The sequence below is a fragment of the Apibacter muscae genome (assembly GCF_007845595.1).
Taxonomy (GTDB): Bacteria; Bacteroidota; Bacteroidia; order Flavobacteriales; family Weeksellaceae; genus Apibacter; species Apibacter muscae.
In genome coordinates this window covers 235,556-262,164 of the sequence record NZ_SELI01000015.1, presented here as the reverse complement: position 1 = coordinate 262,164, position 26,609 = coordinate 235,556, and the positions used below count along the sequence as shown (strand labels likewise).

At 29.6% G+C, this 26,609-nt stretch carries 21 protein-coding genes and 1 riboswitch; of the genes, 12 read left to right on the top strand and 9 right to left on the bottom strand.

Annotation, left to right across the window (positions count from 1 at the left end; genetic code table 11):
- Nucleotides 1–2: 2 nt before the first annotated feature.
- On the bottom strand, nt 3–899 hold the full coding sequence (locus ETU10_RS02235) for a pseudouridine synthase (RefSeq protein ID WP_146309565.1): 897 nt from the start codon (nt 897–899) through the stop codon (nt 3–5).
- Nucleotides 900–946: 47 nt separating this feature from the next.
- The gene (locus ETU10_RS11410) at nt 947–1,654 is read right to left on the bottom strand and encodes a UbiA family prenyltransferase (protein WP_375762806.1); all 708 of its coding nucleotides are present in this window, start codon (nt 1,652–1,654) and stop codon (nt 947–949) included.
- Here ETU10_RS11410 and ETU10_RS11290 point away from each other — a divergent pair.
- A complete protein-coding gene (locus ETU10_RS11290; RefSeq protein WP_246118408.1) occupies nt 1,653–1,844 on the top strand; it encodes a hypothetical protein in 192 nt (63 codons plus the stop codon). The genes ETU10_RS11410 and ETU10_RS11290 overlap by 2 nt on opposite strands.
- A 48-nt stretch (nt 1,845–1,892) precedes the next feature.
- Here ETU10_RS11290 and ETU10_RS02225 read toward each other — a convergent pair whose 3' ends face one another.
- On the bottom strand, nt 1,893–2,819 hold the full coding sequence (locus ETU10_RS02225; protein ID WP_146309564.1) for a mevalonate kinase family protein: 927 nt from the start codon (nt 2,817–2,819) through the stop codon (nt 1,893–1,895).
- Nucleotides 2,820–3,055: 236 nt separating this feature from the next.
- Nucleotides 3,056–3,439: a hypothetical protein gene (locus ETU10_RS02220; protein WP_146309563.1), complete on the bottom strand. Its 384-nt coding sequence runs from the start codon at nt 3,437–3,439 to the stop codon at nt 3,056–3,058.
- 164 nt (nt 3,440–3,603) lie between these two features.
- Between ETU10_RS02220 and ETU10_RS02215 the strand changes: the two genes are divergently transcribed.
- Both ETU10_RS02215 and sufB read left to right on the top strand, forming a co-directional pair.
- Nucleotides 3,604–4,824: a GNAT family N-acetyltransferase gene (locus tag ETU10_RS02215; RefSeq protein WP_146261541.1), complete on the top strand. Its 1,221-nt coding sequence runs from the start codon at nt 3,604–3,606 to the stop codon at nt 4,822–4,824.
- Nucleotides 4,825–4,957: 133 nt separating this feature from the next.
- Nucleotides 4,958–6,412, top strand: coding sequence for a Fe-S cluster assembly protein SufB (gene sufB, locus ETU10_RS02210; protein ID WP_146261540.1), 1,455 nt, complete (start codon nt 4,958–4,960; stop codon nt 6,410–6,412).
- Nucleotides 6,413–6,433: 21 nt separating this feature from the next.
- On the opposite strand, the gene ETU10_RS02205 is transcribed toward sufB, so the two are convergent.
- Nucleotides 6,434–7,138 carry an RsmE family RNA methyltransferase gene (locus ETU10_RS02205; RefSeq protein ID WP_146309562.1) on the bottom strand — a complete coding sequence of 235 codons (705 nt, stop codon included), beginning with the start codon at nt 7,136–7,138 and terminating at the stop codon, nt 6,434–6,436.
- A 268-nt stretch (nt 7,139–7,406) separates the two neighbouring features.
- On the opposite strand from ETU10_RS02205, the gene fbaA reads away from it, so the two are divergent.
- The 4 genes from fbaA (at nt 7,407) to ETU10_RS02185 (ending at nt 15,020) form a co-directional block, all read left to right on the top strand.
- Nucleotides 7,407–8,474, top strand: coding sequence for a class II fructose-bisphosphate aldolase (gene fbaA / locus ETU10_RS02200; RefSeq protein WP_146309561.1), 1,068 nt, complete (start codon nt 7,407–7,409; stop codon nt 8,472–8,474).
- A gap of 297 nt (nt 8,475–8,771) precedes the next feature.
- Nucleotides 8,772–8,960: riboswitch (cobalamin riboswitch) on the top strand.
- A 179-nt stretch (nt 8,961–9,139) separates the two neighbouring features.
- Nucleotides 9,140–11,446 carry a 5-methyltetrahydropteroyltriglutamate--homocysteine S-methyltransferase gene (gene metE / locus ETU10_RS02195; RefSeq protein ID WP_146309560.1) on the top strand — a complete coding sequence of 769 codons (2,307 nt, stop codon included), beginning with the start codon at nt 9,140–9,142 and terminating at the stop codon, nt 11,444–11,446.
- 281 nt (nt 11,447–11,727) lie between these two features.
- Entirely contained in the window at nt 11,728–12,864 is a 1,137-nt protein-coding gene (locus tag ETU10_RS02190) for an HlyD family secretion protein (protein ID WP_146309559.1), read from the top strand.
- A 5-nt stretch (nt 12,865–12,869) separates the two neighbouring features.
- Complete coding sequence (locus ETU10_RS02185; RefSeq protein ID WP_146309558.1) at nt 12,870–15,020, top strand: peptidase domain-containing ABC transporter; 2,151 nt, start codon at nt 12,870–12,872, stop codon at nt 15,018–15,020.
- 52 nt (nt 15,021–15,072) lie between these two features.
- On the opposite strand, the gene ETU10_RS02180 is transcribed toward ETU10_RS02185, so the two are convergent.
- Together ETU10_RS02180 and ETU10_RS02175 are read right to left on the bottom strand one after the other, a co-directional pair.
- Nucleotides 15,073–15,279, bottom strand: a complete 207-nt coding sequence (locus ETU10_RS02180) for a beta-class phenol-soluble modulin (protein ID WP_146309557.1) — start codon at nt 15,277–15,279, stop codon at nt 15,073–15,075.
- 110 nt (nt 15,280–15,389) lie between these two features.
- Entirely contained in the window at nt 15,390–15,998 is a 609-nt protein-coding gene (locus tag ETU10_RS02175) for a fumarylacetoacetate hydrolase family protein (protein ID WP_146309556.1), read from the bottom strand.
- 150 nt (nt 15,999–16,148) lie between these two features.
- On the opposite strand from ETU10_RS02175, the gene ETU10_RS02170 reads away from it, so the two are divergent.
- The gene (locus ETU10_RS02170; protein WP_185145038.1) at nt 16,149–16,808 is read left to right on the top strand and encodes a DUF421 domain-containing protein; all 660 of its coding nucleotides are present in this window, start codon (nt 16,149–16,151) and stop codon (nt 16,806–16,808) included.
- A 41-nt stretch (nt 16,809–16,849) separates the two neighbouring features.
- Here the strand turns inward: ETU10_RS02170 and ETU10_RS02165 are convergent, their stop codons facing one another.
- Both ETU10_RS02165 and ETU10_RS02160 read right to left on the bottom strand, forming a co-directional pair.
- Nucleotides 16,850–17,614: a 3'-5' exonuclease gene (locus ETU10_RS02165; RefSeq protein WP_146309554.1), complete on the bottom strand. Its 765-nt coding sequence runs from the start codon at nt 17,612–17,614 to the stop codon at nt 16,850–16,852.
- Complete coding sequence (locus ETU10_RS02160) at nt 17,604–18,368, bottom strand: CDP-alcohol phosphatidyltransferase family protein (protein WP_146309553.1); 765 nt, start codon at nt 18,366–18,368, stop codon at nt 17,604–17,606. Before ETU10_RS02160 ends, ETU10_RS02165 begins: the two co-directional genes overlap by 11 nt.
- 311 nt (nt 18,369–18,679) lie before the next feature.
- On the opposite strand from ETU10_RS02160, the gene rimP reads away from it, so the two are divergent.
- From rimP to ETU10_RS02140, 4 genes are all read left to right on the top strand, one after another.
- On the top strand, nt 18,680–19,147 hold the full coding sequence (rimP, locus tag ETU10_RS02155; protein ID WP_146309552.1) for a ribosome assembly cofactor RimP: 468 nt from the start codon (nt 18,680–18,682) through the stop codon (nt 19,145–19,147).
- A gap of 13 nt (nt 19,148–19,160) precedes the next feature.
- The gene (gene nusA / locus ETU10_RS02150; protein WP_146261527.1) at nt 19,161–20,393 is read left to right on the top strand and encodes a transcription termination factor NusA; all 1,233 of its coding nucleotides are present in this window, start codon (nt 19,161–19,163) and stop codon (nt 20,391–20,393) included.
- Nucleotides 20,394–20,457: 64 nt separating this feature from the next.
- On the top strand, nt 20,458–23,307 hold the full coding sequence (gene infB, locus ETU10_RS02145) for a translation initiation factor IF-2 (protein WP_146309551.1): 2,850 nt from the start codon (nt 20,458–20,460) through the stop codon (nt 23,305–23,307).
- Nucleotides 23,308–23,438: 131 nt separating this feature from the next.
- A complete protein-coding gene (locus ETU10_RS02140; RefSeq protein ID WP_146309550.1) occupies nt 23,439–26,609 on the top strand; it encodes a SusC/RagA family TonB-linked outer membrane protein in 3,171 nt (1,056 codons plus the stop codon).

Genomic DNA, 26,609 nt, shown 5'->3' with positions numbered 1-26,609 from the left:
GCTTATAGCATTTTTAAATTATTAATCTCAAGTTCGGTAAGTATTCGCCAATATCCTCTTTTTAGGTTTTTTTTCGTAAGTCCGGCAAACATAACTCTATCCAGTTTTTCTACTTCATAACCAAGCTTTTCAAACATTCTTCTTACAATTCGGTTCCAACCGATATGTATTTCTACACCTACTTCATTTTTAGGAGAACCTTCAATATATGATACTTTATCAACTTTAGCAATACCCTCCTCAAAGCGAATACCTTCAAGCAATTGATCAAAATCGCTAACACTTACTTTTTTATTCAGAGTTACATGATAGATTTTTTTAACTTCGTGAGATGGATGGGTTAGTTTTTTAGTTAAATCACCATCGTTTGTTAATAGTAAAACTCCGGTCGTTTGTCGATCTAATCTTCCTACAGGGTATAAGCGGTAAGGGGAAGCGTTAGCAACTAAATCCATCACGGTTTTACGAGCTTTTTCATCTTTTGTAGTTGAAATATAGCTTTTAGGTTTGTTTAAAAGAACATAAACATTTTTTTCCGGACGAATATATCTTCCATCAAAGAAAACCTCATCCCCAGGCATTACTTGGTATCCAAATTCTGTAATTATTTTACCATTCACCTTTACTACTCCATTTTGAATAAATAGATCAGCTTCTCTTCGGCTACATATACCCGAATTAGCAATGTATTTGTTTAGTCTAATTCCTTCCTTTTTTTCTATCGGCTTAGCATTCTTTTTCCTAAGAAAGGATGGACTAGTATTAAATTTCTTTTTATCTTTTAGATCTTTGTTAAATTTTGAAGGAGAAGACTTTTTATTAGATTCATTCTGAAAAGATTTTTTAAAACTTTTTTCATTTCTTCCAGCCCCCCTTCGATTTGGTGATTTATTATTCATTTACTATTTTTTATTTTAAAGAAAAATTGAATAGATTTTTCTGAATGCTACTCAAGTATATGCAAAGGTAATGGATTACCATTAATAAAAAGCAAAGATATAGTTCCTAAAAAAATCCAAAATTTTATCATTAAAATTAGTGAATTTATTTTAGAAGTCTTTATAAACCAAATAAATATGCCAGAATTCAAACATAAAAATGCCGTGAGAAGATAATAAAGCCTTATTTCATATAAATGTTTTTGAAAAGCTAAAAAAATAGAGGTAAGCGATAAAAACACTAACAAAACATCTAAAATAGCTTTAGTATAAACAACTCCTATAGTATTTGGAAGTGTATGATAATTAAAAATGTTGTCAAATTTATAAGAATCTAAATCCTTGCAAATATCTTTTATTAGCATTAACAGAAATAAAAAAAAAGCTAAGTATAATATATGTTTAGAAAAATTTTCATAAAAAAGAAATAAAGCTAGAAAAGGAAAAAGCATTAATATTGAATTTATAAAATTATTTATAAAAATAACCTTACTAAATTTATGGCTGTATAACCATATTATAAATTGATAAAAAAGAAAAAATATAAAAATTCGATATGATAACAGGGCAGCAATAATCAATGAAATAGAATTTAATAAAATATAAATTCTTAAAGCTGTACTTTGTTTAATGAATCTTTGCAATTTTGTAGTAATAGGTCGATAAATCTTATCTTTATCTTGATCATAAAAGAAATTAATGATATAGCCCGCCATGGCACTTAAAATAGATGAGAAAATGATCCCATGGAGTTTTATACTTTTTAAATTTTCTATAACACCTTTATTTTCACCAAATAAGAATATAGCAGAAATATACATAGAACAAAAAAGCATTACTATGTTGACTATTCTAACTCTTAGCAACAAGGATAAATTAAATAACCATATATTCTTATCTAAATAATTCATTTATTTTTTCAAAAAATATAGCAACTAAAAAAAAGAAGAAATATCAAAAACGATATACGATTTCTTTATTATAGTCTTTAAGTAATTCCTGTGTAGTTTCGTAATCTTCTGTAAAACCTAAGATATAACCTCCCCCGCCAGATCCACATAACTTTAAATAGTAGGTATTTGAACTAATTCCCTTCTCCCATATCTTCAAAAAATCTGAAGGAATCATAGGTGTGAAATTATTAAGTGCCCATGAAGAAAGGTGTTTAAGACTTTTAAAAAAAGACTTCATATCTTTATTTAAAAAGGAATCAATACACTCATTATTGTACTTGATAAATTCTTCTTTTAAAGTTTTTCTAAAACCATCATTTTTCAACTTTTCAAAAAAAATTTTTACCATGGGTTCAGTTTCTCCAGGAATTCCAGAATTAATAAGAAAGACTGCTCCTTTGCCTTCATTATTTTCAGAAATTTTAGCTTTATCAACTTCCGCATCCGGTTGAATAAGCAAAGGAATATTCATGTAACAAATTAAAGGATCAATCCCAGAGCTTTTACCATGAAAAAAAGATTCCATTTTTCCAAAGATAATTTTTAAATCCTTCAAATCATTTTTAGAAATTGTATCTGGAGATACCTTATGTCCCGAATATTTATCAAAAATAGCAGCGACCAAAGCACCAGAGCTACCAACACCATATCCTTGAGGGATATTGGAGTCAAAAAACATTCCATTTTCAATATCTTTTTCTAAAGATTTCAGATTTAATTTAAACCTAGAAGGTAGTTCAATTTTTTTCAAATAAATCAAAAAATTATATAATGATTTGTTTGATTTTAATTGAGATTCACTAAGAGAGGAGGAAAATTGTAAGGTTCCTTTATAGGCATTATATGGCAAAGTTAAACCTCTAGAGTTTTCAATGATCCCATATTCTCCAAAAAGCAATATTTTAGCATAAAACAAAGAGTTTTTCATAATTGTTGCATCTTTCCACTTAGCGAAGATTATGCAAAGTTACAATATTATTGTATTATAAATTTTAAATAATATAAAATTTTATATACTAATATTGATATAAATTAACAATAAATTTGGTTGAGATTTATTGTTATTAATAATTTATCTATTGCTTAAATAGAGTAAGTAAAGGTATAAACCTTTTGTAGGGTAAATAAAAAAGGTGGTTATAAATAACCACCTTTTTTTATTTTTTACTTAGAAGTTTTTTCAAAATATTCAGTGAATTTTTTAAGTTCTTCTGGATTGTTTGCTAGTTTAGTAAATATAGGAAGACTTTTTTGAGCCCATTCCTCTAATTTAGGTTTCATTTCAGCAATTTTAGTAGAGTCTTTAAGTAATGCTTCGTTTTCTTTTATAAATTTTGAATAAGAATCAACAAATTCTTGTACTTCTTTATCTTCAAATTTAGGAAGTTCAGCATTAGTTGTAACACTATCTGGTGATGTTTGAGTATCTTCCGTGTTATTTTTAATCGTGTCTACAGTTTCTGGTGTTGTAGTAGTTGTTTTTTCGTCTTTACAAGAGTTGAAAGCTATCAATCCAACTAAAGAAAGAGATAATAATATTTTTTTCATAATAAAAATTTTAATTTTCGGCAAATGTAATTATTTTTTGTAAAAATTATAATAAAAAAACAAAAAATTACCTCTAAATTTAGATGATTTGATAAAGTAGAATGTAACTGATTTTATTTCATATATTTACTTTATAAATTTGATTAAGTGTTAAAAAAATAACCATGGTTAATCATAAATTAAGAAATTCATTAATAATCAAGACTGTAGGGGTTGAGTTTTTAGATCAACACAATGAATTGCTTAGGTATGTTTTTCAAGTTACCAATAAAATCTTAGAAGATAGCGGATATGAAGAAGGAGAAATTATAAGAACCAAAAGACCAATATTAGAGAGAGCGGATGTTATCGGATGGTTTAATAAAGACCAATTGATTTCACAAATTTCTATTTATCCATGTAAAGTCAATATTCATGGAAAGACATATAAAATGGGTGGGTTAACCGGAGTAGGAACCTATCCAGAATATGCAAACTTAGGGTTAATGAATGATCTTATTAAAGTAGGACTAGAAAATATGAAAAGCAAAGGTCAGACTATTTCCTATTTGTATCCATATTCTGTGCCTTATTATAAAAGAAAAGGATGGGAAATTATGTCTGATCATTTAACCTATGTGATTAAAGATTCTCAGTTGCCTAAACCTGTAGATCTTCCCGGATACGTAGAACGACTGCCTGTTAACCACAAAGATATTATTATAACATATAACCAATTCGCTAAAACCAATCATGGAGCTCTTATTAGAGGTTCTTTTGAGTGGGAAGAATATTGGAGATGGGAGAATGAAGAAGAAAGGCATGCAGCCGTTTATTACGATCAACAAAGTCAACCCAAAGGATATGTATTGTATTGGATTAGTGGAGATGTTTTTAATATAAAAGAAATGATATACTTGAATATGGAATCACAAAAAGGACTCTGGAATTTCATTTCTGCCCATTACTCCATGGTAAATACCGTAAAAGGGAATATATATAAGAATGATCCTTTAGCATTCTTAATGGAAGATAGCCAGATTACTCAGACCATAAGACCCTATTTTATGGCAAGAATTGTAGATGTAAAAGCATTTTTACTAAAATATCCTTTTCAATATAGCTCTACTCAACCTTTTCATTTTAAAATAACCGATCCATTGGCAGAATGGAACAATGGGATTTTCGGTATACGATGGGTCAATAAAGATAAATTTCAAGTTTTAAATGATCCTATTGGAGATTCAGTAGAGGTTGATATTAGAACTTTGACAGCCATGTTAATGAGTTATAGAAGCCCCTCATATTTTTATAAAATTGAACGTTTAAAAACAACTTTAGATACATTAAGAATTTTAGAAGATATTATACCTGAAGAACAACCCTATTTTTCAGATTACTTTTAAATTTTTTTCAGATAAATTTTTGTGCGTAATTTTATTATTGAAAAAATCTATCATTCAGTATTTTGAACTAAATATATTCTATCTATTTTTGTCATAATTGTTCAATTGAATTATTGAAAATAAATTTAAAGAAATGAGTAGAGATAAATATACAGAGGAGGAATTAAGAATAGATTTAGAAACAAAGGAATATCAGCACGGTTGGGAAACTAATTTAGAATATGAAGATTTCCCTACAGGTTTAAATGAAGATATTATCAAAGAAATTTCTAAAAGAAAAAATGAGCCGGAATGGATGCTTGAGTGGAGGCTGGAATCATTTAAAATTTGGAAACAAATGTCAATAGTTAATTGGGCAAATGTTTCATTTGAAGAGCCTGATTTTAATGCAATTAAATACTATGCAGCACCTAAAAATAAGAAAGAAATTAGTAGTTTGGATGAAGTGGATCCTGAGTTATTAAAAACTTTTGAAAAGTTAGGCATTTCATTGAATGAACAAAAACGATTAACAGGTGTAGCCGTAGATGCAGTTATAGATAGTATATCAGTTAAAACAACTTTTTCAGAAACTTTAGCAGAAAAGGGAATTATATTCTGTTCCATTAGCGAAGCAATTCAAAAACATCCAGATTTAGTAAAAAAATATTTAGGTAAAGTAGTTCCTAGAACGGATAATTTTTATGCGGCACTAAATTCTGCAGTGTTTTCAGACGGATCATTTTGCTATATTCCTAAAGGAATTCGCTGTCCTATGGAATTATCCACCTATTTTCGTATCAATCAATCAGGAACAGGACAGTTTGAGAGAACATTATTAATTGCTGATGAAGGAAGCTATGTTTCCTATTTAGAAGGTTGTACTGCGCCACAAAGAGATGAAAATCAATTGCATGCTGCGGTTGTTGAATTAATAGCTTTAGATGGAGCTGAAATAAAATATTCAACAGTTCAAAACTGGTATCCAGGAGATAAAGAAGGGAAAGGAGGTGTTTACAATTTTGTAACCAAAAGAGCAGTTTGTGAAAAAGACGCTAAAGTATCCTGGACACAGGTTGAAACGGGCTCATCAATTACATGGAAATATCCTTCTTGTATTTTAAAGGGAGACAACTCCGTAGGCGAGTTTTATTCTATAGCAGTAACCAATAATTATCAGCAAGCAGACACAGGTACTAAAATGATTCATATTGGTAAGAATACCAAATCAACGATAATTTCTAAAGGGATATCTGCAGGTAAATCGCAAAATAGTTATAGAGGATTAGTAAAGGTTATGCCAGGAGCAAACAATGCGCGTAATTTTTCGCAGTGTGATTCCTTGCTTATGGGAAATCAATGCGGAGCGCATACTTTTCCTTATATAGAAATAAAAAATGAAACTGCTCAGCTAGAGCATGAAGCTACCACATCTAAAATTGGTGAAGATCAAATATTTTATTGCAATCAAAGGGGGTTAGATACTGAGACAGCTATAGCCTTAATTGTAAATGGATTTGGTAGAGAGGTTTTAGATAAATTGCCTATGGAATTTGCGGTTGAAGCCAAAAAATTACTTGAAATTTCTTTGGAAGGAAGTGTTGGATAATCCAACACTCTTTTAAAAGAATTAATCAAAATTAGAATAATAGTAACAGGAGGTCACAAAAATGCCGGCTGTTTCAGTACGCAATCGATTTTCTCCTAGACTTATACCCGTAGCACCGTAGCTATACAAATGTTCTATCTCCTTTTTTGAAAAATCTCCCTCAGGTCCAATAAGGATTGTAAGATCTTTCCGATTCTTAATTACTTGATTAATAGATTTTTTTTCAAATTCATTGTAACAGTGTGCAACATAAATGTTTTCAGCACTATTTTTTAAAAAATCTTGAAGGTTGGTCAACGGATTTATGATAGGAAAAACTGTTCTTAAGCATTGTTTACAAGCACCATAGGCTTGTTTTAAAACCTTTCCATAATTTAAATGTTTTCTTTCAGAATTAGCGCATAAAACAGGGGTTATAGTTGATATGCCTAATTCAATAGACTTTTCTAAAAAAAAATCAAATCGGTCTATATTCTTAGTGGGAGCAATAGCTATGTGCAATCCTTTATTATCAATTTCCGTTGGTTTTGTTTTTACAATTTCCAAAACATTTATGGAAATTTTTTTGCCCATAATAGAAATTTCTCCACGAACTAAGCTTCCTAAACCATCAGTCACATATATCTCCTCACCATCGTTCATTCGTAATACTTTAATGATGTGGTGTTCTTCCTCTTGGTTTAAGGTTACATGCTCGGGGGTGATATTTCCAATAAACAATCTCATAAATAAAACTTATTTTCTACAAACAAAATTAAAATATAATTTAAGAAATACTTTAGAAATTCAAGTTTTAAAGGAATATTAATAACTAAAAACAAATTAAATCCATTGTTAAAGCTTTAAATAAATCAAAGAATATAATTTTAAATTTAAAATTGAAAAAATTCAAATCCCAACTTATATCATGATAAAATTGATAGATAAGTATGGTTTACTATAAATAGTTACCTATATTTACATTTAAAATACTAAAACAATAAATAAATATATCATGAGTAGAAAATTTCCTGCAGGAGTTGCAACAGGTTCTTTAGTGAAAGAAATATTTGATTATGCTAAAGAAAAGCAATTTGCATTACCTGCTTGCAATGTAATAGGTTCAAGTAATATAAATGCAGCATTAGAAACAGCAGTAAGAGTAAATGCACCAATTATTATTCAATTTTCAAATGGAGGAGCACAATTTAATGCGGGGAAAGGTTATAAAAATTCAAATTTAAGATCGGATGTTTTAGGTGCTATTGCAGGAGCTAAACACATTCATACTTTAGCAGAGGCTTATGGAGCTACAGTTATTCTTCATACCGATCATTGTGCAAAAAAATTATTGCCATGGATCGATGGATTGCTTGAAGCCAATGAAGATTTTTATAAAAAAGAAGGGAAGACTTTGTATTCTTCACATATGTTAGATTTATCAGAAGAATCTTTGGAAGAAAATTTAGCTATATCTTCAAAATATTTTGAAAGAATGGCTAAAATAGGAATGACTTTGGAGGTTGAAATAGGTATTACTGGGGGAGAAGAAGATGGAGTAGATAATTCCGATGTTGATAGTTCTAAATTATATACACAGCCGGAAGATGTTTATAAAACTTATCAAGCATTGAATGCTATAAGTCCAAATTTCACCATTGCAGCTGCTTTTGGGAATGTACATGGAGTGTATAAACCAGGAAATGTTAAATTAGAGCCAAAAATATTGCACAATTCTCAGGAATATGTACAAAAACAGATAGGAGGATCAGAAAAGCCTATTAATTTTGTATTTCATGGAGGATCAGGATCATCATTACTTGAAATTAGAGAAGCTATCAGCTACGGAGTAATTAAAATGAATATTGATACAGATTTGCAATTTGCATATTTAGAAGGCGTTAGAGATTATGTTGAGAATAACATTGAATATTTAAAATCTCAAGTAGGAAATCCTACCGGAGAAGATTCTCCAAATAAAAAATACTACGATCCTAGAGTATGGGTTCGCAAAAGTGAAGAATCATTCTCAAAAAGGTTAGAAAAAGCTTTTGAAGATTTAAATAATATAAATACACTATAATAATTAGTGATAAAACAAAAATGGGACTTGAAGATATCTTCAAGTCCCATTTTTGTTTTATAGATTGTTACGGCTTGAAATAACTTTTATAAAATTTAGATATAAGTCTGGATATCGCTTATAATCTATGGATTAATCATAGGTTTTTTATAGAAAAAAATGGATGATTTAATTAAGAATATAATAAAATTTATGAAAAATTTGGAATAAATTGATCTATAATAAATTCTTAAAAAAATGACTTGGTTAATAAAGGTTTTTTTTTTATATCTTTGTTTACAAGTTCTTTTCTTAATTTCTTTATCAAAAAAAATATGGTTCTGTGTAAAGCAGATGAATAGGGAATCATGTGCAAATCATGAGCTGACGCGCAACTGTAATTAATATTTATGTTTTATCAAGATAAGCCATTATCTAATGCAAATTGGATGAGAAGGTAGATAAAATGTTATAAGCCAGGAGACCTGCCTATTTTTAATTGACAATGTTTTCGCGATTTATAAAAACATATGTTAGGATAATTATTTATAAAAATACTTGAATTGAAATTCCTTTCAAGGTATTTAAATATAAGTAAAATTCCTTATCTATTTTTATATGAAACATTGTGAAGTTTAGCAATAAGAATTTTTTTATGGTTTAATCAGTTAAAAAATTTTTAAAAAATGCAAACGCACAATCTTGGCTATCCTCGTATAGGTAGCGACAGAGAATTGAAAAAAGCCTGTGAAAGCTATTGGGCTGGAAAGATCTCAATAAATGATTTAGTAAAAGTTGGAAAGACTATTCGTAATCAGAATTGGGAGACACAAAAAAATCTAGGTATGGATTGGATTCCTTCCAATGATTTCTCTTTTTATGACCATGTGTTGGATACATCCTTAATGTTAGGAGCTATACCCAAACGATATAATAAAATTTTAGAAAATAAATCTAATTCTGAATTAGATTTATATTTTGCAATGGCTCGTGGAGTACAAAAAGACGGAATAGATGTACGTGCCATGGAAATGACAAAGTGGTTCAATACTAACTACCATTACATTGTACCAGAGTTTGAAGAAAATCAAAAATTCTCTTTTTTTTCTACTAAAATTGTAGATGAGTTTTTAGAAGCTAAAAATTCAGGAATTAATGCGAAGCCTGTTATTATTGGCCCAGTATCTTATCTATTGTTAGGGAAAGAAGTTGACAAATCTTTTAACAAGCTAGATTTAATAAAGAACCTTTTACCAGTTTATATTGAAATTTTAAATAAACTAAAAGAGGCTGGAGTTGAATGGATTCAGTTTGATGAACCCTTTTTAGTTATGGATTTAGAGCCCAAAGCGAAAGAGGCTTTGCGCCATGTATATAATGAGATTGATAAGCAATTTCCATCCATAAAAAAAATGATTGCTACTTATTTTGGTAGTATAGGAGATAACTTGGAATTGGCATATTCACTTCCTGTTCAAGCCTTGCATATAGATTGTGTTCACGGCTTTAAACAATTGGATAGTGCTTTAGAATTAGCACCTAAAGAGATGATATTATCTTTAGGGGTTGTAGATGGAAGAAATATATGGAAAAATGATTTTGATAAATCTTTAGATGTTATACAAAAAGCAGTAACGAAAATAGGGGAAGATAAAATCTTTATTGCTCCCTCTTGTTCATTGATTCATACGCCCGTTGATTTGGATTTGGAAACGGATGAAAAAACGTTAACGCCTGAAATTAAGGATTGGTTATCATTTGCTAAACAAAAAGTAGAAGAAATAGCAACAATTAAAGCGCTTGCTATTGGAAGTAATGATTCAGAAATTTTAGATAAGAAGGAAAGGAATTCTAATTCAATAAAAAATAGAAAAGAATCCGCACTTACACATAATAAAGAAGTAAGACAAAGAATGGAGCAATTACAATCCATTTCTGACAAACGAATAAGTGCCTTCTCAGAAAGAAAGAAAAAACAATTAGAAGCGTTACAGCTACCGCTATACGCAACAACTACGATAGGTTCATTTCCTCAAACTAAAGAGGTTCGTAGCTGGAGATCAAAAAATAAGAAAGGAATAATTTCAGATTCAGAATATCAAAAATTATTAGAAGAAGAAACTCAGAGAGCAATAAGAATACAAGAAGAAATAGGCTTAGATGTATTAGTTCACGGAGAATTTGAACGTAATGATATGGTTGAATATTTTGGTGAACAATTAGAAGGAATTACTTTTTCTAAAAAAGGATGGGTTCAAAGCTACGGAAGCCGTTGCGTAAAACCACCAATTATCTTTGGAGATGTTTATCGTCCAGAACCTATGACTGTAGAATGGACGTCTTATGCTCAATCCTTAACAGATAAACCTGTAAAAGGTATGTTAACAGGACCGGTAACTATTTTACAATGGAGTTTTGTAAGAGACGATCAGCCTAGAAGAGATACTTGTTATCAAATTGCTTTAGCTATCCGGGATGAAGTTCATGATTTAGAGGAAGCGGGCATTAATTTAATACAAATTGATGAACCAGCCATTCGTGAAGGTTTACCTTTAAGAAAAAATGATTGGCAGGATTATTTGCAATGGGCTATAAAAGCTTTCAGAATATCTTCTTGTGGAGTTAAAGACGAAACTCAAATACATACCCATATGTGTTATTCAGAGTTCAATGACATGATTCAGGAAATTGCTGATATGGATGCCGATGTTATTACAATTGAATGTTCAAGGTCTAACATGGATTTATTAGAAGTATTTTCTAAGTTTAAATACCCGAATGATATAGGGCCAGGTGTTTACGACATACATTCTCCAAGAGTACCTACCCAAGAAGAAATGGTATTCTTATTGAAAAAAGCAAAGGAAAGCATCCCTGTAGAGCAGTTGTGGGTTAACCCAGATTGTGGATTAAAAACCCGTGGATGGGATGAAACGAAAAAAGCATTAGAATACATGGTTGCAGCAGCATTGCAAATGAGGCAAGAAGTTTAAATAATAAGGTCAAAAAAGGGAGCTAAATTTTAGCTCCCTTTTTTTATGATATTTTTTTATATATAGCATTTATACCCACTCATATATGAATTTAAATCATAGAATTTATTCTAATGTACAATAAGTTTTATGCCTTATACATCTACTTTTCATTCAATAACATATTTATAATTCGTGTATATTTTATTATAAATATAATGTAATAGCATAATTTTACATTTAATATTAATTAAATAAAATAATAAATTTAAAATTTTATTTTAAGTTTGCCATTTGCAAATATGTCGAAGTATTCTAATATTAAATATACCATAGAGAATCTCTATTATAAAAATAAAGTTAAAAATTTCAATATTTATACTTTGGTAATCGTAGTTCTACTAGTTTTTTTTATATTATTACCTATAATAAAAATAGATATATCTACGCAGAGTAGGGGGCTAGTACGCACGGAGTCTGAAAATGTTCCAATCTCAAGTGTTGTTAGTGGTAGAATATTGTTTATTAACATTAGTAATAATAAAAATGTTAAAATAGGGGATACGTTACTAGTTTTACAAGCATCGACCTTAGAAGCTGAAAGACAAAGTAATATTTCAATTCAAGGAGATCTCAATTTAGTTTTAGAAGATTTAGATAATCTATGTAAAGGACATGTAGGTTCACTAAAAACTTCTGAAATTCAAAAAGAGTATCAGTCTTATTTACAAAAAAAACAAGAAGCCACAGCCAATTTAGTATTAGCTAAAAAATCCTATGCAAGGAATGAAAAATTATATCAAGAAGGCGTTATTTCAGCCTCAGAATTTGAGAAATATGAATATGAACTAAAGTCAGCAGAAACTTATTTAAAAAATTTAGAGCAACAACAATATGCTTTGTGGCAAACGCATAGAAGAGAAATATTACAGCAAATAAAAAGTTATCAAGGCAGTATAAATCAAATTAATGCTAGTAAAGATAATTATATTTTGACTTCACCGATTAATGGGAGTATAATGAATTTTATAGGAATCCAAAAAGGATCATTTCTTAATGATTCACAAATAATAGCAGAAATCTCCGCACAAGACGGATTAAAAGTTGAAATGTATGTATCTGCCAATGATATAGGTTTAATACAAAAAGGACAGATGGTAAATTTTCAAATAGATGCATACAATTATAATCAATGGGGGATGGCGAGAGGTAATGTTATGGATATAGATCAGAATATAACTTTAAGATCCGATGGAAGCTCCTATTTTAAGGTATGGTGTAATTTAGATAAGAATTATCTTACGTTGAAAAATGGCTATAAAGGAGAGATTAAAAAAGGAATGACATTGACGGGTCGATTCATAATAAATCGAAGAAGTTTATGGAATTTACTATATGATAAAGTGGACAACTGGCTCAATCCTAAAATTATTAATTAATAATAATGCGAAAATTAAAAGTAAAACAGCATGATTTAAGAGATTGTGGGGCGGCCTGTCTAGCTTCAATTGGTGCTTATTATAATATTAATTTACCGATTGCAAGAATTAGACAATATGCGTCTACAGATAAAAAGGGGACTAATGTTTTAGGGCTGATTCAAGCGGCAGAAAAAATGGGATTAACCGCTAAAGGGGTAAAAGGGAATTTAGATGCCATATCACAGATTCCTCTACCAGCAATTGCTCATGTTATTTTAGGAGAAAAACAATTGTTACATTATGTAGTTATATACAAGGTCGCGAAAAATTTTATTGAAGTTATGGATCCTTTAGATGGAGAAATGACAAGGTATTCTTATAGTGATTTTGAGAAGATTTGGTCTGGAGTGATAGTCTTGTTTTCACCAAATGAAAATTTTAAAGAATCCAATGAAAAAATTTCCAATTTTAAGCGTTTTTGGAATCTTGTTCAGCCTCATCGCTCAATACTAATACAGTGTCTTTTTGGAGCAATCATTTATACAGTATTAGGTCTTTCAACCTCTATTTTTATAGAAAAAATAACTGATTATGTGCTAGTCGATCATAATAAAAATCTATTGCATCTCTTAGGAATATGCATGCTTGTTATTCTAGTCGTTCAAGTATACATTGGAACTCAAAAAAATTTTTTTGTATTAAAGACAGGTCAATTAATAGATGCGCAGTTAATTCTAAATTATTACAAACATCTATTGCGCTTGCCTCAACGATTTTTTGATACTATGAGAATTGGGGAAATTATATCAAGAGTGAACGATGCACTTAAAATAAGAGTTTTTATAAATGATGTGGCCATTGATTTTATCGTAAACATATTTATTGTTGTTTTTTCATTTATACTGATGTTTGCATACTATTGGAAACTGGCATTAATAGTTACATTAGTTATACCTCTTTATGTAACTATTTATATAATAATAAATAAATTAAATAAAAAAATAGAACGCCGTGTAATGGAAGATGGGGCAGATTTAGAAACTCAATTGGTAGAAAGCGTAAATAATGTTAGGACAATAAAAGAATTTGGAATAGAAGATTATTCAAATAAAAAAATAGAATATTCATTTATAAAGCTTTTATTTTCAAATTACAAATCAGGCATAAACACGATTTTTAGCGGTACTTCATCACAGTTTATTGCCTCTTTGTTTACCGTTATCTTATTATGGATTGGAAGCTTATTTGTTATAGAAAATAAGATAACCCCAGGAGAATTATTTTCATTCTATGCTCTTATAGGGTATTTTACTTCACCGATAGCTTCACTTGTATCTATGAATAAGACCATTCAGAATGCTTTAATAGCCTCTGATAGGTTGTTTGAGATTATGGATTTAGAAAGAGAAAAAACGGATAACAGGTTTGAAATTAAATCTGAAGATTTAGGGGATATTAGGTTTGAAGATGTGTATTTTAGTTATGGCACACGGACAGATGTATTTAAGGGTTTTAATGCAGTCTTTAAAAAAAATAAAACTACAGCAGTTGTTGGAGAAAGCGGTAGCGGTAAAACAACCTTAATATCACTGCTTCAAAATATCTATCCTATACAAAAGGGTAAAATTTATATAGGAAGCTATGATTTAAACTATATTAGCTATCAAAGTTTGCGTAATATAATGGGAGTTATACCTCAACAACTAAGTCTTTTTTCGGGAGATATTATTGAAAATATAGCCTTAGGATGTGATGAGCCAGATATGCATCGAATAATAGATTTAAGTCAAAAATTAGGAATTTCAGATTTTGTAGAAAAACTACCTCAAGGTTTTCAATCTCCGGTAGGAGAAAATGGAACGATGCTTTCCGGTGGTCAGAAACAAAGAATAGCAATTGCCAGAGCTTTATATAAAGAACCACAAATTTTATTATTAGATGAAGCTACATCTGCTTTAGATACACATTCGGAGAGGATAGTTCAGAATGTAATTAATGACTTTAAAACTCAGAATAAAACGGTGATTGTAATTGCTCATAGGCTTAGTACCATATCCAATGCAGATGAAATTTTTGTTATGGATAATGGCTTAATTGTAGAGCAAGGCGACCATCATTCATTACTTAGCTTAAAAGGGAAGTATTTCAAACTTTGGAAGGATCAAATTTCATAAATAAAAAAGAGAGATATTTATATCTCTCTTTTTTAAGAAATTGAATTGACTTCTATCTACCAAAAAATTTACCGAAGAAAGAACCTACCAATTTTAAACCAGTGGTTGAAGTCTCAACAATTGATTTTGCCATATCAGACCAATTTTTATCAATTGCATTACTAACAATTCCTTGTACGTTATTTGCTAAATCTTCAGCAAGTCCACCACCATTGATTTCTTTTAATTCTTGATTTGTTAAATTTTGTAAGTTTTTCATGATTTCTAAATTTTTATTGCTGTAAATTTAAAAAAAAAATAAAATAAAACTACAATTATTTCAAATAAAGAAAAAAATTATTTATTTATTCATTTAATGGCATATACGCACTAAAGAATTTTTATTTCAAAGAATTTGTCATTTTTAATATATCCTTCCAAAATATCATTTTCTTCAACTTTGGAAACCCCGGCAGGAGTTCCAGTAAAAATAATGTCTCCAACCTTCAAGGTGAAAAACTGAGAGATATAAGAAATCAATTTGTTTATTGAGAAAATCATGTTAGAAGTATTCCCTGCTTGTTGCAAAATTCCATTCTTTATTAAAGAGAATTCTAAATTTTCAAGATCAAAATTTTCTTTACTAACAAAATTGCTAATAAAAGCAGATCCATCAAAAGCTTTTGCCTTTTCCCAAGGAAGTCCCTTAATTTTTAATTCCTCTTGAATATCACGAGCGGTAAAATCAATTCCTAAGCCTATTTCTGAATAATAATTCTCTGAAAATTCTGGTTGGATGTATTTTCCAGTTTTACAAATTTTAATTAATATTTCCACTTCGTGATGTAGATTATTGGTGAACTCAGGTATGTAAACTTCATCTTTAGATTTGACTAGCGCAGTATCAGGCTTTAAAAACAAAACTACATCTTTAGGTATTTCATTATTAAGCTCTTTGGCGTGATCGGCGTAATTTCTTCCAACACAAATAAATTTCATTTTATAATTTTTTTCACAAGTTATAAATAATAGTTAACAAACAAATGCACTTTAATGTAAGCATAAAATAAATAATAAAATATATACATTAGCATAAAAAATTAAATAATTATGTATTATGTTAATTATTTGCAGCAAAATTTAAATTTTATGGAAAATTTACAAATAGGCTTTAAACTTGTCGTAGCATTATTTGCAGTTTTAATGTATATAAAAATAATTGGTAGAACGATTTTAAATCATGTTTCTGGGCTTGATCTTGTTCAAAATATTATTTTAGGGGGATTAGTAGGTGGAATCATCTACAATCCTAATGTTTCTATATTAAAATTTGCTTTTGTTTTATTTATTTGGACCTTTATCATTTCATTTGTTGCTTATGTGTGTAGGAAAAACGGAAAGTTAAGGAGGCTATTTGAAGGTCAAATTATTCCTTTGGTGCGGAAAGGTAAGATGAATGAAGGAGGGTTTAAGAAGGCTAAATTGGATATTTTAACTTATTCTAATCTTTTAAAAAATATAGGGATCTATGATATTTCAGATGTTTATTTTGCTCAGATGGAAAAAAATGGGGCAATAACTGCATTTACAAATAATTTTGATAATTATGCTGTATTATTAGTAATTGAAGGTAAAATAAATTTCTCCTACCTTGATGGAATTGGTAAAGATGAGGAATGGCTTAATGAAGCATTAAAAAAAGAAGGGTATGATGATATAGAAAAAATCTTTATAGCCCAGTGGTCCCCAGAAAAATTTTTAATTATACCTAAGAGTAAAGAACATAAAGTTAAATTAGATGATAATTAAAAAAAAAATATGCAGTTATAGAAAAATAACTGCATATTTTTTTATAATGCATTTTTTAATTTAACCTTTGTAAAGATTTTTTTAGAATATAGAGGAAAGTCGGCATTCATTAACCAAGAATAATAACCTACATCAGTTAAGAATACTTCAGTTAATTTTTTTCCTTTATATTTTCCAAAATTGAATATCTCTTCATCATTTTTGTCCAATCCAATAAAACCAGCAAGATCCGCGTATTTATTTTGTGTCGTAAAAGTATGTAGAAATTTCACATCATTGTCTATAGCGTCATATTTTTCAACTTGTGCTTTAAGAACTTCGTAGGTAGCAAGAGTGTCTGCAGCAGCTGTATGAGCATTTATAAGTTCTTTATTGCAATAAAATTTATAAGCAGCAGATAAAGTTCTTTGTTCCATTTTATGAAAAATCACTTGAACATCAATAGGTCTATGTTTATGAATATCAAATTCAAATCCATTTCTCAATAATTCTTCTGCAAGTAGTGGTATATCGAAACGGTTAGAATTATATCCAGCCAGATCAGAATCCTTGATCATTTCTAAGATGTGAGGGGCAATATCTTTAAATATAGGAGCATCAGCTACGTCTTTATCATATATACCATGAATAAGAGAACATGCTCTTGGAATAGGAATTTGAGGATTAATTCTCCAAGTTTTACTCTCTTCTGAGTAATTAGGATTTACTTTTAATATACTGATTTCAACTATACGATCTTTGCTAATACTTACACCTGTAGTTTCCAGATCAAAAAAACAAAGAGGTTTATGTAATTTAAGGTTCATTTGAAATTATTTTTTTTCTAAATAAAATTGATAATAGAATGTAAAGTAAAATAAGAAAAGGTATAGATGACAGACCTAAGAAAATAAATATAAGAATACTAGTAATTATATAAGAAAAAACTAAAGAGTTATCGTTCCATTTTAAATTTTTAAATTTCAATGCAAATAGTGGAAGGTTGCTTACGAGAATTATGCTACTAAAAATTGAAATAAAAATAAGCAAATAAGTATTACTCCAGAAGCTTTCAGGGTTTTTATGGATAAGCCAATACAAGGAAAAAATAAATAAAGTATTGGCTGGAGTTGGTAATCCTTTGAAGTAATAGGTTTGATCTTCATCTAAATTAAATTTAGCCAAACGATAAGCGGAAGCTAGAGTTATAATAAGTCCAATAATACTGGCATTTTTAAATAGAGAATCTATTAAAAAATAGAAAGAATTAAAGTTGAAATCTAAGGTTGTTAATCCCTTGATTGTGCTTAGAAAAACGTCTCCGTCTAATAAATTTAACATTAAAATACCAGGCAATAATCCAAAGGATATTACATCAGCCAAACTATCAAGTTCCTTTCCTAAGGAGCCTGAAGCATTAACAGCGCGAGCTACAAAGCCATCAAAAAAATCAAAAATAAGTGAAAATAATAGCAGTATTAGAATATATTCAATAGCAGAATTTGTGATAGTAAAAATGCATGCAAGGCTTCCGCATAAAAGATTTAATAAAGTAAGGAAATTAGGGAGCTGCTTAATCATATAAAGAGAATATTTTATATACTTTTTCAAATATAAGAAGATTTAGTAATTCATTAACTTTAATATATAGATGCATTTATTAAGATACTATTTTATGTGGAATTTATTATTCAATTGTAGTTAAAATAAATAACTATAAAATATTTGAGGTTTTGAATGTAAGGATAATTACAATTTAAATAAAAAAAATAGTATATTTGTACAGTTTTTGGGATTTAAAAAAATAGAAAAGCCTATTTACATAAGGCTTTTTTTGTGTTTTTTTTAAAAAAAATTTTTAAAATTTTATGAATGTCATAATATGCTAGTATATGTTCTTAAAAGATAAGGTTGAATCATTAATTGAAAAATTCCTGCAGGAAAGAACGGATATTTTTTTAATTTCATGTAAAATATCAGCGGATAATAAGATTGAAGTTATAATAGATGGAGATGAAGGGATTTCAATTCAAGATTGTTTGCAATGCAGTAGAGCAATTGAAAATAATTTAGATAGAGAGGAAGAAGATTTTGCTTTGTCTGTCTATTCAGCAGGGGTAACTAATCCACTTATACTTCCTAGACAATATAAAAAAAATTTAGGCAGAGAGCTCAAAGTATTTTTAGAAGGTGGTAAAGAAATAAATGGGATTTTAGAACAAGTAAAGGATGATAAAATAACTTTAACTTGGAAAGAAAGAATACCTAAAGAAAAAGGAAAGGGGAAAGTAACAGTAGAGTTAAAGGAAGAAATAGAGATCCAAAATATACAAAAAGCAACAATAAATATAAAAATTTAAATAAGTAGGACTAATGGATAGTATAGAGTTAATAGAATCGTTTGGGGATTTTAAAGACGAAAAAAATATAGATAGAATTACTTTAATGGCTATTGTTGAAGAATCAATGAAAACCGTTTTAAGAAAAAGGTATGGTTCTGATGAGCATTTTGATGTTATTGTAAATCCGGATAAAGGAGATTTAGAGATATACTTGAATAGGAAAATTGTTGAGGATGAAATGTCTGAAGATGATTTATTAGAGATCGAAATCAGCGAAGTTAGAAAAATAGATCCAAGCTTTGAAGTTGGTGAGGAATATACACAAAAGATAGAGCTAAATGAGTTAGGAAGAAGAAATATTTTAGCCTTTAAACAGGTTTTAAACACAAAAATAGCCGAATACGATAATTCCAATTTATATGAAAAGTTTAGATCTATAGAGGGAGAAATTGTCAGTGGAGAAGTACATCATATACGACATAGACAAGTTATCTTAATGGATGAAGATCAAAATGACATGATTTTGCCAAAAGAAAATCAAATTCCTTCTGACTTTTTTAGAAAAGGAGAAACTGTTCGTGCAGTAGTTCAAGAGGTTGGTTTGAAAGGAGGAAAGCCACAAATAGTTCTTTCAAGAACCTCCCCTAAATTTTTGGAAAAATTGTTTGAGTTTGAAATACCAGAAATTTATGATGGATTAATAACCATCAAAAAAACGGTTAGAATACCAGGAGAAAAAGCAAAAATTGCAGTTGAATCTTACGATGACAGAATAGATCCGGTGGGAGCATGTGTAGGGATGAAAGGCTCTAGAATACACTCCGTAGTTAGAGAATTGAAAAATGAGAATATAGATGTAATAAATTATACAACCAATCAGCAGTTATTTATACAAAGAGCATTAAGTCCTGCTAAAATTTCTTCTATGGACATTGATGAAGAAAATAAAAATGTTGTTGTATATTTAAGATCAGAAGAAGTTTCAAAAGCAATAGGAAAGGGGGGGCAAAACATAAAGTTAGCAAGTTGGCTCACAGGATATGAAATAGATGTACGCAGAGATGAGCCTGAAGAAGATATTGAATTAGTAGAGTTTTCAGATGAAATTGATTCGTGGGTGATTGATGAACTAAGAAAGATTGGTTTAGATACAGCAAGGTCTGTATTAGAAAAAGATTTGGAAGATCTTTTAAAAATAACAGATTTAGAGGAAGAAACTATTTTAGATGTAGTTCGCATTTTAAAAGAAGAATTTGCAAAATAATCATAGTATGATTTTGCAATTAAATTATCATATTTGTAAAAAAGAATAAGAACAAAATATTAATATGTCGGGTATTCGATTAAGTAAAGTATTAAAAGACCTTAATATCTCTCTTGACAGAGCAGTGGAGTATTTATCATCCCAAAGTGTTGAGATCGAGAGGAACCCTAATGTAAAGTTAGATCAAAAAGCGCATCAATTATTAGTAACTGAGTTTTCGGAAGATAAGCTTAAAAAAGATGCCTCTTTAGATGTGGTCATAAATAAAATTCCTGAGAAAAAAAAGGAAGAGAAACCTGTAGTTACTGAAGTAGTAAAAGCAAAGGCAAAAGAAATATCCAAACCAAAAACTTTAGGTAAAATAGATTTAGAAGGACAAAGGACGAAATATAGTAAGCCAGTAGAAGAGACAAGTGAAAAAATTGAGACCCGTGAAGATATTCAGGATAGTTCAATTCAGGAATCTGAAGTAGTTGAGGAAAAAGCTAAAAGCAAAGGAATTAAGATAATAGGAAAACTATCTGTTGACGATTTAAAAAAGGCACAAGAATCTACATATCCTGCCAAAAAAGCAAAAGAAAAAGAAGCCAAAGCTGAAAAGCTTGAAAAGGTAGATAAAATCGAAGAAAAAAAAGAGATCATAGTTCCCAAAGAAGAAGTTGTAGTTGAGAAAAAAGAGGAGACTGATGAGCCAGAAAAATTAGAAACACAATATCAAAAATTAGACGGGCCTAAGATGACTGGTCAAATTATAGATTTAAGTCAATTTCAAAAACCTAAGAAGGCTCCTGTATCTAAGGATAATAATGCAGATAAGAAGAAAAGAAAAAGAATAGTTAAAGACTCAAAGGTTGATGTTAATGCCGTTGCTAAAACAATTAATACAGATAAAAAAGCCGCCTCTCAGGATAAAAATAAAAGCTTTAATAATAGAAAACCTGGTGTTAATAATGGTCAGAATAAAAAGTTTGGTAACAGAAATGTAAACACTCGTCCGGTTGAATTAACAGATGAACAAGTTAAAAATCAAATCAAAGAAACTCTTGAAAAATTAACATCTAAAGGAGGTAAATCTAAAAGTTCTAAATTTAGAAGAGATAAAAGAATTCAAAGAAGAGAGTATGAAGCAGAATTGCAGGAGAAAGAACAAAGAGATAACACCTTAAAAGTTACGGAGTTTATAACCGTTAATGAATTAGCTAGTTTAATGAATGTATCTCCCACAGAGGTTATTTCCGCTTGCTTTTCTTTAGGGGTTATGGTAACTATGAATCAGAGGTTGGATGCTGATACTTTGGTTTTAGTTGCAGATGAATTTGGTTATAAAATTGAATTTACAGATACAGAAATTGACGCTGTAGCTGTAGAAGAAGATATAGATTTAGAAGAAACATTAGAGGCAAGAGCACCTATTGTAACTGTAATGGGTCATGTGGATCATGGGAAAACATCATTACTAGATTATATAAGAAAGACCAATGTTATAGCAGGTGAATCTGGAGGAATAACTCAACATATCGGCGCCTATAATGTAAAATTATCCAACGGACAAAAAATAACATTTTTAGATACACCAGGGCATGAGGCATTTACTGCGATGAGGGCTCGTGGAGCTCAAGTAACAGATCTAGCAATTATTGTTGTAGCAGCAGATGATAATGTAATGCCTCAAACTAAAGAAGCCATAAGCCATGCACAAGCAGCAGGAGTTCCTATGATATTTGCTATTAATAAAATAGATAAACCCAGTTCCAATCCAGATAAGATTAAAGAAGAGTTATCTCAAATGAATCTCTTAGTTGAGGATTGGGGAGGTAATATTCAGTCTCAGGAAATATCTGCTAAATTTGGAAATAATGTAGATGTATTACTAGAAAAAGTTTTATTAGAAGCTGAAATATTAGATTTAAAGGCTAACCCAAATCGAGTAGCAAATGGTGTTGTTATAGAGGCAGCTCTAGATAAAGGAAGAGGATATGTATCAACCATTCTAGTTCAAAAAGGAACATTACGTGTAGGAGATTATTTATTGGCTGGAAAAAATCATGGTAAGGTAAGAGCAATGCTTGACGAAAGAGGAAAACCTATGAAAGAAGCAGGACCGTCAACCCCTGTGACGATATTAGGTTTGGATGGAGCGCCTACTGCTGGAGATAAATTTAAAGTATTTGAAGATGAGAGAGAAGCGAAACAAATAGCTAATAAGCGTGAACAGTTAATGAGAGAGCAATCGATCAGAACTCAAAAACATATAACTCTAGATGAAATAGGTCGAAGAATTGCATTAGGGGATTTTAAAGAATTAAACGTTATTTTAAAAGGAGATGTTGATGGATCCGTAGAAGCATTGACAGACTCATTACAAAAATTATCTAATGATCAAATTCAAATCAATATAATTCATAAAGCGGTTGGACAAATTACAGAATCAGATGTTCTACTAGCTGCTGCTTCAGATGCTATTTTGATAGGATTTAATGTTCGCCCTAATATTAGTGCAAGAGATTTAGCTGAAAAAGAAGAAATTGAAATCAGATCATACTCGATTATCTACGATGTAATCAATGATATTAAAGAAGCGATGGAAGGAATGCTTTCCCCAGAGATAAAAGAGCAAATTATTGGTAATGTAGAAATTAGAGAAACCTTTAAAATATCAAAAGTGGGTACAATTGCCGGATGTATGGTATTGGATGGTAAAATAAACAGAGGATCCAAAATAAGAATAATTAGAGAAGGAATCGTTATACATACAGGAGAATTAGAAAGTTTGAAAAGATTTAAAGATGATGTCAAGGAAGTTACAAAAGGATATGAATGTGGATTAAATATTAAAAACTATAACGATATTCAAATAGGAGATTTGTTAGAAGTGTTTGAGGAAATTGAAGTAAAAAAGAAATTAAAAATTTAAAATAATTTTAAAAATAAATAAGGGCTATATGAATTTTCATATAGCTTTTTTATTTTACATTTGTCAATAATCTTTATTTTTAAATAAAATAGATAATGTTTTAATCTCAATTATTTAATCTGTATTCATGCATGATAAAAGCCTATAATAAGATAATTTTAGTTTTGTGTTTATTATTATATCAATCGGTATTTGGGCAAATTAAAGGTATTATAAAATGGGAGGATGATAGTTTTGCTAAAAATGTTGAAGTTGAATTATTAAATAAAAATCAAATAACCCAAACAGACAATCATGGTTACTTTTCCTTTACTAAGTCAGATAAAGGTGATACGCTTGTCATAGCAAGAGGAATAAAACAAATTATCTTACAAGAAACAGATACTCTAATAAATATAAGTTTAGAGCGTACAAAACTTGATAAGATAGTAGTCTTAGGTTTTATTAATACACCATATAAAGGAGCCTATTCAATAATCAGGGATAATGAATTAGAATCAATGCCTCAAGCTTCTATAGACGATAAGCTTGGGGTAATACCGGGAGTTAGCTATAGTGGTAGTGGAGGGCAACCCGGATCTGCAACAAGTGTAATAATTAGAGGAGTGAGCTCGTTTACGGGGTCTTCCAACCCTTTGTATGTAATTGATGGAGTGCCTATAGGAAAAGGATTAGATTCTTCTTCATTGTTAGATAACTATTCTTCTTTTAGTCCAATTTCAAATTTAAATCCTAATTCAATAGAAAGTATAGTTGTTTTAAAGGATATTGCAGCTGCATCAATGTATGGGGCAGCAGGTGCTAATGGAGTTATCTTAATAAAAACAAAAAAAGGAAAGTACAATCAAAAAACAAAATTTAATTTTATTTCAGAAATAGGTTTTCAAGATATTGCTTTTGATAAACACCAATGGATGAACTCTGAACAATATATGGATTGGGGGGCAATGGTTTATGCAGGTAAAGAATATATAGGAGGTAGAACAGACGCATTCTTAAATTTAGCAAGCTATAAACAACAATTTATAGAAAACATGAAAAAAAATGGGTGGGATGGAGAAACAAGTACCAATTGGATGAAAGAAGTTCAAAGAAATAAATCTGTTGTAAAACAATACTCACTTAATATCACTGGAGGAGAAAAAAATTTTTTATTTTATTTAGGAGGATCATATTATAACAATGAGCCTTTAGTAAAAGGTAGCACATTTCAAAGATATTCATTTAATCTGGGTTTGGGTTATCGGTTGACAGAGAAAATTAATTTAAATTATAATGGAAGTATTACGAATCTAAATACCCATACCTATACACAAGGGGGATCTTTCTCGAGTCCTTGGAGTTCAAGTTGGACTTTGCTTCCAATTTATCCTGTTTATAACCCGGATGGATCATTCAATATACAAAATCTAGGAGGGAATCAATGGTATAACCCAGTAGAATTATTAAATTCAGATTATTTAGAAGGTGATAATACAACATGGAGAAGTTCAATGAGTGTTATGTATAAATTAAACAAAGAAATTAAAATATCATCAGATTTTGGTATGCAATATCAAAACCTATTAGAAAAATCATGGTGGAATCAAAATTCAGGGAATGGTAAATCGAGAAACGGATTATTCCAACAAAATAAAAATAGAGTCATTGATTATTCTTGGACAAATTTTATGAATTATAAAAAGTATCTATTTGATAAACACAATTTATCTGTAGATATTGGAATTAGTTTTGAAGAACATAAAAGAGATGATCAATATACTTCAAAGTTTGATTATCCTGAATATTCAAAGCCAAATTTGTCAAACGGTACTAATATACTACAATCTTTAGGTAGTGATGAGACGTGGAGACAAATTTCTTACATTGGAAGAATTAATTATACCATTGATAAAAAATACACATTTATAGCAGGTATAAGAAGAGACGGGAATTCTACATTTGGAAAAAATAATAAATGGGGTAATTTTTGGGATACAGGATTTGTATGGAATCTAAGTAATGAAAATTTTATAAATGTTGAAAAAACTAAAATTAATGATTTAAAACTTCGATTCAATTATGGTATCGCAGGTAATACACCTATGACGGAATGGGGTAAATTATATTATTATAAAACTCTATTAAAAGCAGAAAGTTACGGATCAGGAGAATCAGCTTTATATTTTCAATCAGCCGGCAATGATAATTTAAAATGGGAGGAATCTCATCAGTTAGGAATAGGTTTATATTTTGGAATTTTTAACAATAAAATAACAGGTTCATTTGATTATTACAATAAAAAAACTAATGATTTAATATCCATTGTTCCATTGCCGTATACTGTAGGAGGAGCAAATGCTTACTATGCTAATGTAGGAAGTATTAGAAATAGAGGTTTTGAATTAGTTTTAAAATCAGAAGTAATAAATAAAAATAAACTCATTTGGAATATTGAAGCTTCAGCTTCATACAATAAATCTAAAATTTTAAGATTAAATATAGAAACTTCAGACGGTATAAATCTTGAAGGTTATTCAAAAGCATTAAAAGTAGGAAAACAAGCCGGTGAATACTATACATGGACATGGGCAGGAGTTGATTCAAACACAGGATACGGAATGTGGTATGTGAATGATATAGAATTAGAAACTAGGTTTAAAGAGGGGAAATTGACAGCTAGTGAGCAAGCCTTTGTAAATGATGGTAAACTATATTATGATAGTAAAGGTAAATTAGTGACTACGGATAAATCTATTGCAAAAAAAGAATTTCAAGGCTCTACAGCTTTACCTATTTGGCAAGCCTCATTATATAATCAATTATCTTATAAAGGATTTACTTTCTCAATTCTTTTAACAGGTTCGTTCGATTATAAAGTTATGGATGCATTTACTAATGTATGGATGAGCGATGGAGCCTATGTAGGAAATAGAAATCAAGAAAGTGATTTATTAGATAGTTGGACTCCACAAAATCCAAATGCTAAAAATCCTTTACAAATAGGTGATCTTACATCAACCAATTCAATGTCTTCAAGATTTCTACGAAGAGCAGATCATATAAGGTTAAAAGAAGTTAAATTATCTTATACATTTACACAAAATATGATAAAAAGCATAGGTGTTGAATCCTTAACATTATATATTAGAGGAACTAATTTATTCACTTGGGCATTTGATAAAAAGCTTAAATCTGATCCAGATATCTATTCAACAAATGCGTTAAATGAAGGATACCCAGATTTTTATGGGAGAGGTTATTATGATTTCACATCACCAATACTGAGAATTTATTCATTTGGGATATCAGTAAATTTTTAA